The following is a 13,022-nucleotide window of genomic DNA, read 5'->3' on the forward strand; positions in this document are numbered from 1 at the left end:
CCGGCAGGCGGGCGGAACTCGTCGTGGGATGGTCGCCGTGGTCGTGACGCGACAGTCCCGACCACGTGAACGACAGGAGAGGGACGACATGCTTCAGGAAACCGTTCTCGGTCAGGTGGCGCGGTTGGCCCAGCAGCCGTTCGGAGTCCAGCTGGCGGTCTCGAACTCCACGACGGTGCTGGGGGAATCCGAAGAACTCGGCCCGGTACGCGTCCTGGAGTTCGAAGCCGGCGTGGACGGCCCTCTGCTCATCACCTTGCAGGTCCCGCTCGCCGACGCGGTCGGCTTCTGGCACCCCGACTCCCGCCACCACCGGACAGTGCTGCCCGACTGGATGGGCAGGGAAGTCACCTCCCTGGTCAACTCCGCCCCGATCGGATGTCTCTACGACAACTCAGGACGCAACCTCCTGACGTTCGGTCTCGGCGAGCTGGTCCAGGAAGTCGAGATGCGCTTCGGTGTGTCGGAGGAGGAGAAGACGTTCGTCGTTCACCTCACGCTTCTTCGCGCTTCGGCGGGCCGACGGGTGAAGCTGGCTCTTGCCGCCCCTGGCACGGACTACACCGAAGCGATCGGCTCCATCGGCGAATGGTTCCGCGAGCAGGTAGGAGTTCCCTCCATGCCGGTCCCGGAGTTCGCCACCGAGCCTGTGTACTCGACCTGGTACTCGTTCAGTCAGGACGTCGATGCGTCGAGCCTGGAGGACGAAGCCGCCATCGCGGTCGCCATCGGGCTCAAGGCGCTCTTCATCGACGACGGTTGGCAGCGCTACGGACACGGCCGCGGGTATGCCGGATGCGGCGACTGGGCGCCCGACGAGGCGAAGTTCCCGGACTTCAGGGCGCACGTCGAGCGGCTGCGGGAGCTGGGGCTGAAGGTGGTGGTGTGGGTAGCGCCGCTGCTGCTCGGCTCGAAGAGCGACCGCTACGGAGAACTCGCCTCCCTCGCCCCTGCGTACAAGGAAGAACTCGACACCCACATCATCGACCCTCGCCTGCCCGAAGCCCGCGAGCACCTGGTGGAGGTGTGCCTCCGTCTGGTTCGCGACTACGGCATCGACGGCCTGAAGATCGATTTCCTCAACGAGGCCATGATCTACAAGACGGCGCCCTCGACCGGCGACATCAGCGATGTCGGCCTGGCGATGCAGGCATGGATGGGCGACCTCGTCCAGGCGCTCGCCGAGATCGGCAGACCGGACGTCCTGCTGGAGTTCCGCCAGCCCTACGTCAGTCCGTCGATCGCGCCCTACGGCAACGTGCTGCGGGCCAACGACTGTCCGGCCGACGCCATCTCCAACCGCACCTCGATCGTCGACGCCAGGCTTCTCGCATCCGGCCGCGTGATCCACTCCGACATGATGATGTGGGACCCGACGGGGTCCGACCACGTCGCGTCCCGGCAGTTGCTCAACGCCTTCTTCGGCGTGCCGCAGATTTCCGTGCGGCTGACGACCCTGCCCGCTGAGCACCGGCGCGTTCTCGAGTTCGGGCTGGCTCAGTGGGAATCCGTGAAAAGTGTGGTGCTCGGCGGTGACCTCACCGGCGGCCTTCCGGTGGAGAACTACCCGTGGCTTTCCGCCCGGAGCGACGACGGCGTGCGTGTCGTCGGCGTCTATCAGCCGGCTGTCGTCCGTATCGAATCGGCGGACACCGATGTCCTGGTCCTCAATGCGACAGCGCAGGACCATCTCGTACTCGAATTCGCCCGGCCGACAGCCAACGGCGCGGGAGCGATCGACGTGGAGGTCTTCAAGCCCGACGGCACCCTGGTCATGGCCGAGACCGGTGTCCCGGTGAGCGAGTTCTACCGCTTGCCCGTACCCCGCTGCGGCACGGCCCGCCTCCGCCGGCGCTGACTGGCGCGCTGGTGCGTGAGCGGTCGGATTCGGCGGGGTGATCCGGACCACCCTCACGTCCGAACCAACCATGAAACGGATCTCCATCCATCGTGAGCATCAACTGGATCACGCGCGCTGAGACCAGCGCCGACATCCCCACCCTTCGCGACATCGACCTCGCCGCGTTCGACACTCCGTTGGAGGCCGACCTCGTCGACGCCCTGCGCGCCGATCCCTCGTGGATCGACGGACTGTCCATCGTCGCCACCGATCATGACGGCAAGCTCATCGGCCACGCGCTGCTGACCCGCTGTCACATCGACGACATCCCGGCCTTGTGCCTGGGCCCCGTCGCCGTCCGGCCCGAGTACCAGCGGACCGGCGCCGGCGCCGCGGCGATCCGTGCCTCGTTGCAGGCTGCCAAGGAGCTGGGCGAGCACTTCGTCACCGTCCTCGGGCACCCGGCGTACTACCCGCGGTTCGGCTTCACTCGCGCTTCCCAGCACGGCATCGGACTCAGCATCGACGTCCCGGACGAGGCCATGATGGCTCTCTCCCTCGACGCCGACCACCCGCTGCCCAGCGGCACGGTCCACTACGCCGCACCGTTCGGCATCTAGTCGGAACCCGCTGTGCCGGGGCGCCATCGAGCCCCGGCCCAGCGGCACGGGATCCACGAGGTCGACGCCATCTCTCGACCACGCCGCTTCGTGGTTCTCCGGACACACGGGATGGTGAGCGGGCTAGCCAAGAGGGCGGCGGTAACGCAACTTGTTCAGAGCGGCTCCGCCAGTGGTGTCTTCCACAGCCGCGCCGTCTGCGCGCCAACCGGCGGCCTCGTAGAAGCGTCGGGCGCGTTCATTGTCTTCCAGGACCCACAAGGTGGCTTGCCTGTAGTCCGCCTGTCCGAGGGTGGTCAGCGTGGCCAGCATCAGCTGTTTTCCGATCCCCGTGCCCCACACCTCGGGCATCGCGTAGAGCGTGCCGATTTCCGCGACGGCGGGCGTCTCCTGAGACGGGCTGAATCCTGTGAACCCGACGATCCCCACCTCCGTCTCGGCCACCAGCACTCCCGAAGTCGGCCACTGTGTCTCCACGATGCGGGTCTTCCAGCCGGACTCTTCGCGGCTTGGGTCCATGGCATCGAGGTAGGACGGCGGAAGAAGGCCGGCGAAGGCCACCTGCCAGGAGCGGACGTAGACGCCGGCAACCGCTGGAGCGTCCTCAGGCCGTGCCTGTCGAATCTGCATGGCCGTCATTCTTCAAGGTTCCACAAAGCCGGGCCAAGCTATTTTCCCGAAGGGATATCGAGTGCCCGGCAGCCCCTTCCAGCAGTGACCGCGGGTGGCCTGGCTCGCTGTTCCCTGGCACAACACGCCCTGCCGCACCGCCAGTTGGCTCGCAAGGCCGGCCGGAAGCCGAAATGCCAGGAGGGGCGACGGTGAACCCTCCGTCAGAGGCTCACGCCGATCCACAAGCGCGAGGTCCCGTCCCCGGCCGAACTCCCGTACGCAGACGGGCCGTTGCGGCCGGGGACTGCGGCAACTGCCGATCAGCGGAGCCGGGCGGTCAGGTGGTACCGGCCTGAGGGCAGCAGGTAGGAGGACACTCCGTCCTCGTGGCCGAGGAACCGTACGCCGTCCACTTGTGCCAGCGGGGTCCGGCCTTCGCGGACGGCGTCGGCGGAGAGGGACGGAAGGCGCAGGGTCGCCTCGCTGTTGGCGGGCACGACCGCCTCGTACACGAGGGTTCTGCCTCCGTCCTCGACCGCCCATGCGCTCCTGATCTCGCCGTACGGCGACTCGTACGAGGCCGCCGCCCGGGTGATCCTGCCGGTGGGGTCGGGGTGGGGTTGCAGCAGGAAGCGCTTGAAGCCGGGGTTGTCCGGGTCGCGGGCGATGCCGGCCATGTAGGCGTACATCCACTCCATGATCGCGCCGTAGGCGTAGTGGTTGAAGGAGTTCATGCCGACCGGCCCGAAGCCGTCGTCCTTGGAGTACGAGTTCCAGCGCTCCCAGACGGTGGTGGCACCGTTCTTCACCGAGAACAGCCAGGACGGCAGCGCGTCCTGGTGCAGCAGCTTGTACGCCAGGTCCGCGCGTCCCTCGTCCGTGAGGACGGGGGCCAGGACGTTGACGCCGAGGAAGCCGACGGACAGCGTGTTCTCGGCGTATCTGACGCGGATGCTGTCCGGGTGCGCGGCCTTGTAGGCGTCGTCGTTGCCGATGTTGTCGGCGAGATGCCCGACGAGCGTGCGGCGTTGGGCCTCCGTCTCGTAGAAGCCGAGCTTGAGGACCCAGAGCAGCGCTGTCTGGCTGTTGTCCTCGGTCTTCTGATTGGGGTCGGAGCCCGGTTCGATCGGGGAGGCGTCGCCGAGGCTGGACCTGACCGTGACCGTGCCGCCCTCGGTGGACAGGTACTTGATGATGAACGCCTGCCGGATGCGGCCGAAGAGCCGGTCGTACGCCTCCCCCTCCGCCGTTCTGCCGATCGCGCGGGCCATGTGTGCCATGAGGCGGGTGCTGTAGCCGTAGTAGACGTCGCTCATGAGCTGGGCGCTGGTCTTCTGTGGCCCGAGCCAGTCGCCGGTGAGGGAGCCCTGTCCGGCGTAGGTGTCGCCGGTCTGCTCCTGGATCCAGTCCAGGTAGCGGGTCATCGCGGGCCAGTTGTCCTCGACGACGGTCGCGTCCCCGGTCATCTGCCACACGGTCCACGGCACGATGACCCCGGCGTCCGCCCAACCGCTGCCGCCGCCCGGGAAGTTGTACCGTCCCGTCGGGGCGACCCCCGTGAACTGCGCTCTGTCCACGCCGTAGATGGCCTGGGAGTCGACGACGGTGTCCTGGAAGTGGGTGAGGAAGACACCGGCGTCCACGTTGTACAGGCCGGTCGCGGAGAAGACCTGGGTGTCGCCGGTCCAGCCGAGGCGTTCGTCGCGCTGGGGGCAGTCGGTGGGCACCCAGAGGTAGTTGCCGCGCTGGCCCCAACGGATGTTGCTCGCCAGCTGGTTGATGTCGGGATCGTCGGTGGTGACGGTGCCGGTCTCGCGGATCGCGGACGTGGCGACCTTGCCGGTCAGGCCGGTGAGCGTGACGGTGTCCGTCGTGGTGACGGAGACATAGCGGAAGCCGTAGAAGGTCAGGGAGTCCTGGTGGGTCTCGCCGTGCCGGTCGCCCTTCAGGACGTACGTGCTGGTGGCCTTGGCGCTGCGGAGGTTGGCCCGGTAGAGGGAGCCCTCGGGTCCGTCCGCGCCGGCGCTGTCGTCGTTGAGTATCTCGCCGAACCTGAACTCGACCCTGGCTCCGGCCGGGCCGCGCAGGCTGTAGCGGGCCACGCCGACCATGTTCTGGCCCAGGTCGAGGACGACGGTCTCGCCGCTGCCGAACGTGACCGGGGCGGTGGCCGCCTTCGCGGGGTCGGTCACCGTCCGGGCGGGGTCGACGACGATGCGGCCCCTGCCGTTGGCGCTGCCGTCCTGTCCGGTCACCCCGGTGGCGACGGTGATCGACTGCGGTCGCCGGTCCCAGCGATGCATGAAGCGTGCGGTCTCGCCCGGGTAGGCGAGGAGGGCCGCGTCCGGGAACCTGTCGTCGAAGGCGACGCGTTCCACGTCCGCCCAGGCGGCGTCGTCGAATCCTCGGGACGTCCAGCCCGGGAGTTCCTGGCGGGCGTCGTAGGTCTGGCCGTCGTAGATGTCGTCGGCGCGGTAGGGACCGGTGTCCGTGGCCTTCCAGCCGCCGTCCGGCTTGGAGACGACGGTCTGCGAGGTGCCGTCGGCGTACCGGATCAGCAGCTTGGCCTTCACGGCCAGGGCGTTGCCGTCCTCCGCGTAGTACGTACTGCCCTCGGAGATACGGCCGTTGTACCAGCCGTTGCCCAGGACGACCGCGAGGGTGACGTCCGGTTCCCTCGTCACGAGGCTGGTGACGTCGTACGTCATGTAGTTGACGCGCGCGTCGTAGTTCGTCGAGCCCGGAGGCAGCAGCTCGATCGTGGTGGAGCCGTCCTGCTCCACCGTCACCCGGCGCCCGTTGATGTAGGCGTCGTACACGCCGAGGGCCGAGACGTACAGCCGTGCCTCGCGGACCCTGGGCTTGGCGGAGCCCGCCGCCCGGAGACGTTCCTCCTTCCGCAGCATCGGCGCGCCGGCCGAGTTGAGGGCCTTCCCCTTCATCCCGATCCACTGCGCGCCCTCCCAGCCGCCGACGCCGTCGGTGCTCAGGAGGCCGGTTTCGAAGAAGGCGGGCGCCGAGGTACCGACCGGACGGCCTTCGGCGTCCCAGACGGTGACGGTCCAGTGGTAGCGGGTCGAGGCGCGCACCTGCTTGCCCGCGTAGCGGACTGCCACGGAGTCGGAGGAACGGACGCGGCCGCTGTTCCAGACGTCCGCGCGGGTGGCGGTCAGCCGGTCCGGTGAGCTCGCCACGAGGATCTGGTACGCCCCTTGGCTCCTCCCCCGGGCCGCCGACCGCATGCGCCAGCCGAAGCGCGGCCGGGCGGCGTCCATGCCCAGGGGATCCGTGCGGTGTTCCACGGTCGGCCCGGTCACGGCGGCCTGCTCCGTACGGCGGGAGGGCGCCGCGTGTGCGGTGCCGCCGCCGCCCAGGCCGGCCGCTATCGGCACCGCGACCGCCGACGCGGCGAGCACGCTCCTGCGGCGGACCCCGCTGCCGTCTTTGCCGGCGCTGTCACCGTCGTGTTGTGCATGGCTCACACCTGCATCCCTTCGGTATTCATCTGTGTTCATCGGTATCCACACGTGTTTCGCGTGCGGTCAGGAGCCGGCCTTGTAGTCGGCGTCCATCTCGTCGAGGAGCTTTTTGGACGTGGACTGTCCGCTGAAGATCTCCTGGAGGCCGCTGAGCATGGTCTGCTGGACCTTGGCGTCGGGCCAGAGCTGGTCCATGAACGGCACGGTCCGGTCCGCCTCGACGAACGTGGTGAGTTCGGCCAGTGACGGGTCCGCCGCGTAGCCCGTGTCGGGCAGGGAGGGCAGGCTGCCCTGCTTCTTGGCGAACAGGTTCATGCCCTCGGGCGACATCACGAAGTTCACGAACTTCAGGGCGAGTTCCTCGTTGTCGGCCTTGGCGTTGACGCCGTAGCCGGCGCCCGCCGCAGCCGGTATGAGGGTCTCGGCCGGGGCGTCGGTGGCCGGAAGCGCCCGGAGCGTGAACGTGCCCTTGGGGTTCTTCTGCTTGAGGAGGGCGATCACCCAGTTGCCCTGGACGATGCCGAGCGTCTTGCCGGTGGCGGCGAGGGCCTGGCTGGCTTCGTAGTTGGTGCCCAGCGGGTTCTTCTGGAAGCAGCCGGTCCGCTCCATCGTCAGGTACTTGTCCAGGGCGGTGGTCCACTGCGACCGGGCGAACGTGGCCTGTCCGGCCTGCATCTTCTCGTCGAAGTCGCGGTCGTCGCCGTAGACGGTCGTGGCGACCAGCGCGTACAGGACGAGCTGGGTCACCCAGTTGTCCTGGTTGCCGAGGGCGAAAGCGGGGGTGCCCTTGTCCTTCGCGGCCTTGCAGAAGGCGAGCAGTTCCGTCCAGGTGTCCGGCGGGGTGAGGCCGGCCTTCTCCATGGCCTGCTGGTTGTAGACCGCGCCGATGCCGTTCTGGCCGAAGATCGCGTTGTACGTCTTGCCGTCGTACTGGGCGACGCTCTTGATCGCGTCCGGCATCCTGGCGGCCCAGGGCTGGTCCGAGAGGTCGCGCAGGTAGCCCGGCTCGGCCAGAACGTATGTGGCGGCGGGGTTGCCGTTGCCGGGCCAGACCGACATCACGTCGGGTGCGGTGCCCGAGGACAACTGGGTGCGGATCTGCTGCTGGTACTGGTCGGCGCCGCTGGTGGTGTAGCGGACCTTGACCCCCGGGTTGGCCTTCTCGAACGCCTTGACGACGTCCTCGACGGAGCCCTGGTCGATCGAGGCGAGCGTCAGGGTCTGCGAACCGCCGCCGCCCGAGCCCGCCTTGGTGCCGCCGCTGCAGGCGGCCAGTACGGCTCCGGCCGTCAACGCGGCGATCAGGGCCGGCAGTGTGCGTGTCTTCATGTGTCCCCCTCGGGGATGAGCCACCGGGTGTCGGTGACGGGCGGGCGTCGCGTCTCATCCGCGCAGCCCTCCCGCGAAGCCGTTGATGATGCTGCGCTGGAGCAGGAAGTAGACGAGCAGGACGGGCAGGATGCTGATCACCAGTGCGGCGAAGACGAGGTTCCAGTCGGTGACGTACTGACCGACGAAGCCGGCGATCGCGACCGGCATGGTCTGCCGGTCGCTGCCGCTGAGGTACAGCAGCGGGGTGAAGAAGTCGTTCCAGACGGCGACCGTGTTGAGCACCAGGGCCGTCACCGTGACCGGTTTGAGCAGGGGCAGGACCACGTGACGGAAGCTCTGCAGCGGTGTGCAGCCGTCGATCAGGGCCGCGTCCTCGAAGTCGCGGGGCAGCGCGCGCAGGAAGCCGACGTAGAGGAAGACGGTGAACGGCACTTGCAGGCCCGCGTAGAAGAGGACCAGTGCCCACGGGGTACCGAGCAGCCCCAGGTCCCGCATGGTCTGGTAGAGCGGCAGTGAGGCGAGTTGGAAGGGGAGGACGAGGCCCAGGAGGAAGAGCAGATACGTCCGCCGGGACCAGCGGGCCGTGACGCGGGCGAGCGGGTACGCCGCGAGCGACGAGACGGCCAGCACGATGACGACACTGCACGCCGTCACCAGCAGGCTGTTACCCAACGCGCCGCCCAGGCCGCCCTGTTGCCACGCCTGCGAGAAGTTGTCGAAGGTGGGCGAGGTGGTCGGGCTGATCGGCGACGAGGTGTCCGACACCGGCCGCAGGGCCAGGTTGACCAGGACGTACACGGGGAAGCCGACGACCAGGGCGGTGGCGATCATCGCCAGTTCCAGCGCGAGCGTGCGCCCGCGGTAGCGGTTCACGACGCGGCCCTCTCGTTGCGGGAGAGCACGGCGTGCTGTCCGGTCGACGCGACCGCCACGATGATGGTGAGGACGACCGCGAGCGCGATGCTGTAGCCGAACTCGCCGAGCGTGAAGGCGTCCTTGTAGATGAGCGTCGAGAGGGTGTCGGTGGCGTGACCGGGGCCGCCGCCCGTCAACGCGTACACCTGGTCGAAGAGTTTGATCCCGCCGATGATCGACAGCATCAGGTTGATGGTGAGGGCCGGAGCCAGCAGCGGCCGGGTGACCGACCAGAAGCGCCGCACCGGGCCCGCCCCGTCGATGGCCGCGGCCTCATGGACCTCCTTGGGCACGGACTGGAGCCCGGCCAGGAAGATGACCATCGAGTAGCCCGCGAACTGCCAGACGGTCACTCCGACCACCGACCACAGTGCGAGGCTCGGGCTGCCCAGCCAGTCCTGCCGCAGACCGTCCAGGCCGACCGCGCCGAACAGGCTGTTGACCGCACCGTCGGGGCCGAGCAGATTGCGCCAGAGGTAGGCGGTGACGATCGGGGTGATCACCGCCGGGGCGAAGAGGAGGACCCGGAGCAGGTTCCGGGACCTGATGGCCGAGTTGACTCCGAGGGCCAGCAGCAGGCCCAGCGCGTTCTGGACGACCGTGATCGACACGGCGATCAACAGCGTGTGCCGGATCGCTTGCAGCGCATCGGGATCGCGGAGCATGTCGGCGAAGTTGTCCAGTCCCACGAAGGTGAAGCCGGGGTCCAGGCCGTCCCAGTCCGTGAAGGCGTAGTGGACACCTCGGACACTCGGGACCAGGACGACGAAGGCGAACAGGAGCAGCGCCGGCAGCGCGAACCACCAGGGCGGGGCGGTACGCGCCCGTCGGACCCGTGGAGGGGGCTCCGCGTCCGGCGGCCGGTCACTGCCCGGAAGGTTCTCTTTCTGAGCCACGGTCACCGACTCACCTCCTTCCTGAAACGTTTCAACATGACTGCCGGAGAGAAGAGCCTTAGCTCTATGGGTAACGTTTCCCACGGGTGTGGCCAGACCTTAGGGAGCGTCCCGCGTGACGTCAAGATGCCGCGCACGCTGCACAATTGTTACGACGGTCGAACGGCGCGGCCTCGCCTGGCCTCTGCCGGCCCGTAAGCCTGTCCGTACACTCGGCGGCAACGTTTCCCAAGGGGAGAGGAACCGGATGGAGCCGCCAGCATCGGGCCGCCGTGTCACCATCGTCGATGTCGCACGACACGCCCAGGTGTCCACGACCGCCGTGTCCAAGGTGCTGCGCAACGCGTACGGAGCCAGTCCCGAGATGCGGGCGAAGGTGCGCCGGGCGATGGACGAGCTCGGCTACCGGCCGCACGCGGGCGCCAGGGGCCTGCGGGGGCAGACGTACACCATCGGTGTGATGCTGCCCGACATCCGCAATCCGTTCTTCCCCGAGGTCCTCGACGGGATCACCCAGGTGCTGGACGACACGGAGTACCAAGTCCTCCTGGGGCCGGGCTGCAACGGCGAGAAGGCGGAGGCCCGGGTCACCGAGGCGATGATCGACCGCAGTATGGACGGCCTGATCCTGGTAGCCCCGGTGTCCTCGCGCGCCCACCTCGAACGCGTCGCCGCCGCCGTACCGACCGTCGTCGTGGGGCGGCACGGATCCTCTCCGGTGTACGACACGGTGGTGAACGACGACATCGACGGCGCCTCACTCGTCGTCGGCCACCTTGCCGGTCTGGGGCATCGGCGGATCGCCCACATCGAGCACCACGAGACCGACCCGACGCGCCTCGCGGAGATGCCCAACACCCGCCGTGCCGACGGATACCGGCAGGCCATGCGCACCCACGGCCTCGTGGAGTGGATCGATGTCGTCTCCACCAGCTACACCCAGGAGGGCGGCCATCTGGGCGCCGTGGAACTACTGGACCGCCCCCGGCGCCCCACCGCCGTGTTCGCCGGAGCGGACGTCGTGGCGATGGGCGTACTGGAGGCGGTCGCCGAAGCCGGGCTCTCCGTCCCCGGCGACATCTCGGTGGCCGGATACGACAACACCACGTTCGCCGCGTTCGGCCCGGTGTCACTGACCAGCGTCGACCAGTCGGGCCACGAGATGGGCCGCAACGCCGCCCGTCTCGTCCAGGAACGGATCGCCGATCGGAGCAAGCCCTCCGCCCAGGTCACCCTGGCCCCCACTCTGGTGCCACGCCGGACCACCGCCCGGGTACCGGAGCAGGCCGCCGGCGCCGGCTGTTGAGGGGTCGGTGTCCGGCGCGCACGAGGCTCCCGTGCCTGCCGGAGAGCCCGTGGCAGGCCCGCGCGGGTCAGGTGTAGTAGGTGTCGAACGATCCGATCCACGATGCCGCCATCGGCAGGACGCACAGCTGCACGCCGGCGGTGATCCAGCACCGGCCCAGGACCGCGATCCCGGAGGTCCACCACGCCAGCGTCCGCAGTGCGTCCACCGCTCCGGCCTGGTACCCCTGCCCTTCGGGATCCGTCATGCCGGGATAGCCCATCCACTCCTCGGTGAAGATGCCGTCCGACCCGAACACGATGACCGCCGACACGAACCACAGGTCGGCCAGGAGAGCCGCCACGGTGAGCGCCACGTCGAAGCGCCGGTATGCGGGCGTCGGCACCAACACCCGTACCGCCAGATGTCCTTGGCTGCGCATCCAGTCCTGCGGCCAGACACGCACCAGCGCGACCACGGCGTACACCAGCGCACCGACGGCCGCCGCCCACCCGCCCATGAAGACCAGCCCGAAGAACAACATCATTGGACCCATGCCGGGCCAGATACCGCACCGCGACGGAACGGTTCCCTCCGGTCCTCCCACGGGAGTTGCGCTCTCAGTCGCGGGCTCTGCTCGTCCGGTGCCGGGTCGAGCGGATGAGGACGGAGACCAGGACCGCCAGGTCGGCTGCGCCGACGGCGTCGTCCGCGTACCGCGTGGTCTGCAGGGGGCCGGCCTGATCCAGCCGGACTCCCTCCCGTTCCAGGACATGGGCGAGGGTGAGCATGGCGAGGCGGGCGTTGCCATCGGCGAAGGGGTGGAAGAAGGCCACGTCCAGATAGGCCCTGGCCGCGCGGGAGGCCAGGGGGACTCGCGGGTCGGTGCTGTCGTGCAGGCAGTGCTCGAAGTCCCGCCTGGTGTGTGGCGTGAGTGCGTAGCGTTCCCGGCCGCCCTTGGCGAAGGCATCGCCCTGCCGGAACGGAACCTCGGGCACACCGAGGACAAGCCGCTGCCATCCGGTCAGCAGCGCGCAGGTGAGGGAGCGCCCGTAGGAAGCGTCAGCGCGCGACCGCCGCAGCGCCGCGAGCAGTCGGTCGGCTCGGGCCGGATCCGCCGAACGGCCCCCCGCGGCACACCAGTTGGCGAAGCCGTCCACGGTCGCTTCGACCGGGGCCGGTGTCTCGCCGACTGCGGAAGCCCAGTCGATCCGGCTCCTGACACGGCACCAGACAGCCAGGGCGTCAGCGGTCACGGTAGGGCCGCTCTCCGGTCAGGCCCACGGCGAGATCCTCTGCCACGGTGTCGACCAGGGTCCGCGCCGGTTCCGTCCAGCTCTCGAACCGTCCACCGATCGCGGCCTCGACCGCGGCTCTCGCACTGTCCGGCCCCATGCCTGTGGAGGAGAGGAACCATGTCAGCACCGTGTGGCAGAGCCCGTACCAACCGCATTCGTGCCCCGTACGGTCCACCACCACCGTCACCAGCCGGGTCGCCGCCCGTTCCAGGTGCCAGCTGCGCTCCTCGGCGTCCACTCCGGCGGGCGGCGCCAACCGGGCGAACCGCTCGGCCAGTTCCTCCAGCCAGTCGCGCCACTCCAGCATCGACGCGATCACCTTGGCGGCCGTCGCTTCGGGTTCGCCCATCGAGTGCGAGGCGCAGCACCAGCTGGTGACGACGCCACCCGAACCGCCCTCCCCGACCGCCCAGTGCCATCCGCAGGCCCACCGGCCGTACCGGGCTGCCAGCAGCACCGTGACCTCGTCGGTGAAGCGAAACTCCTCTTTCCACCCGGCACCGGGACGAGGCACCATCGAGGCGATCACCGCGGCGACCCGAGAGGCCTCCTCGTCGTCCCAGGCGAAGGCATGGCGATCGGGATCGACGGCAGACCACGGCAACCAGGCCGCAGAGAGCTTGTCATGGGTGGTCGTGGCGTTCCTCCAGAACCAGGCAGGGCAGGGCAGGGCAGGGCAACTGAGCGATCGTGCCAAAGCGTCGCGGTCCTGTCATACGGATTTACGGCGCCGCGTTGCAGCGGT

11 protein-coding genes are annotated in these 13,022 nt (G+C 68.9%); 3 read left to right on the forward strand and 8 right to left on the reverse strand.

From position 1 onward, the window contains the following. Positions 1–88 precede the first annotated feature (88 nt). Together ACH4TV_RS34700 and ACH4TV_RS34705 are read left to right on the forward strand one after the other, a co-directional pair. Positions 89–1,858, forward strand: a complete 1,770-nt coding sequence (locus tag ACH4TV_RS34700) for a glycoside hydrolase family 36 protein (protein ID WP_398405228.1) — start codon at positions 89–91, stop codon at positions 1,856–1,858. Between the two features lie 92 nt (positions 1,859–1,950). Continuing rightward, positions 1,951–2,460, forward strand: coding sequence for a GNAT family N-acetyltransferase (locus tag ACH4TV_RS34705; protein WP_398405229.1), 510 nt, complete (start codon positions 1,951–1,953; stop codon positions 2,458–2,460). 123 nt (positions 2,461–2,583) lie between these two features. Here ACH4TV_RS34705 and ACH4TV_RS34710 read toward each other — a convergent pair whose 3' ends face one another. The 5 genes from ACH4TV_RS34710 to ACH4TV_RS34730 all read right to left on the reverse strand — a co-directional run bounded on the left by ACH4TV_RS34710 (position 2,584) and on the right by ACH4TV_RS34730 (position 9,700). Continuing rightward, positions 2,584–3,099, reverse strand: coding sequence for a GNAT family N-acetyltransferase (locus tag ACH4TV_RS34710; RefSeq protein ID WP_398405230.1), 516 nt, complete (start codon positions 3,097–3,099; stop codon positions 2,584–2,586). A 293-nt stretch (positions 3,100–3,392) separates the two neighbouring features. After that, positions 3,393–6,554: a family 78 glycoside hydrolase catalytic domain gene (locus ACH4TV_RS34715; RefSeq protein ID WP_398405231.1), complete on the reverse strand. Its 3,162-nt coding sequence runs from the start codon at positions 6,552–6,554 to the stop codon at positions 3,393–3,395. Positions 6,555–6,614: 60 nt separating this feature from the next. Then, entirely contained in the window at positions 6,615–7,880 is a 1,266-nt protein-coding gene (locus tag ACH4TV_RS34720) for an ABC transporter substrate-binding protein (RefSeq protein WP_398405232.1), read from the reverse strand. 54 nt (positions 7,881–7,934) lie between these two features. Next, complete coding sequence (locus ACH4TV_RS34725) at positions 7,935–8,756, reverse strand: carbohydrate ABC transporter permease (RefSeq protein WP_398405233.1); 822 nt, start codon at positions 8,754–8,756, stop codon at positions 7,935–7,937. After that, a complete protein-coding gene (locus tag ACH4TV_RS34730; RefSeq protein ID WP_398405234.1) occupies positions 8,753–9,700 on the reverse strand; it encodes a carbohydrate ABC transporter permease in 948 nt (315 codons plus the stop codon). The genes ACH4TV_RS34725 and ACH4TV_RS34730 overlap by 4 nt, the downstream gene beginning before the upstream one ends. A gap of 241 nt (positions 9,701–9,941) precedes the next feature. Between ACH4TV_RS34730 and ACH4TV_RS34735 the strand changes: the two genes are divergently transcribed. Beyond that, positions 9,942–11,000, forward strand: a complete 1,059-nt coding sequence (locus ACH4TV_RS34735; protein ID WP_398405235.1) for a LacI family DNA-binding transcriptional regulator — start codon at positions 9,942–9,944, stop codon at positions 10,998–11,000. A gap of 67 nt (positions 11,001–11,067) precedes the next feature. Here the strand turns inward: ACH4TV_RS34735 and ACH4TV_RS34740 are convergent, their stop codons facing one another. From ACH4TV_RS34740 to ACH4TV_RS34750, 3 genes are all read right to left on the reverse strand, one after another. Then, complete coding sequence (locus tag ACH4TV_RS34740; RefSeq protein WP_398405236.1) at positions 11,068–11,535, reverse strand: hypothetical protein; 468 nt, start codon at positions 11,533–11,535, stop codon at positions 11,068–11,070. Positions 11,536–11,599: 64 nt separating this feature from the next. Further along, positions 11,600–12,235, reverse strand: a complete 636-nt coding sequence (locus tag ACH4TV_RS34745; RefSeq protein ID WP_398405237.1) for a Fic family protein — start codon at positions 12,233–12,235, stop codon at positions 11,600–11,602. Further along, positions 12,225–12,881, reverse strand: a complete 657-nt coding sequence (locus ACH4TV_RS34750) for a hypothetical protein (protein WP_398405238.1) — start codon at positions 12,879–12,881, stop codon at positions 12,225–12,227. The genes ACH4TV_RS34745 and ACH4TV_RS34750 overlap by 11 nt, the downstream gene beginning before the upstream one ends. Positions 12,882–13,022: the final 141 nt, after the last annotated feature.

Source organism: Streptomyces sp. NPDC020898 (assembly GCF_044333925.1).
Classification (GTDB): Bacteria; Actinomycetota; Actinomycetes; order Streptomycetales; family Streptomycetaceae; genus Streptomyces.

Bases quoted from the DNA above. Each gene is read 5' to 3' on its own strand.
- ACH4TV_RS34700 (WP_398405228.1), top strand. From the start codon at position 89: ATGCTTCAGGAAACCGTTCTCGGTCAGGTGGCGCGGTTGGCCCAGCAG.
- ACH4TV_RS34710 (WP_398405230.1), bottom strand. From the start codon at position 3,099: ATGACGGCCATGCAGATTCGACAGGCACGGCCTGAGGACGCTCCAGCG.
- ACH4TV_RS34720 (WP_398405232.1), bottom strand. From the start codon at position 7,880: ATGAAGACACGCACACTGCCGGCCCTGATCGCCGCGTTGACGGCCGGA.
- ACH4TV_RS34735 (WP_398405235.1), top strand. From the start codon at position 9,942: ATGGAGCCGCCAGCATCGGGCCGCCGTGTCACCATCGTCGATGTCGCA.
- ACH4TV_RS34740 (WP_398405236.1), bottom strand. From the start codon at position 11,535: ATGGGTCCAATGATGTTGTTCTTCGGGCTGGTCTTCATGGGCGGGTGG.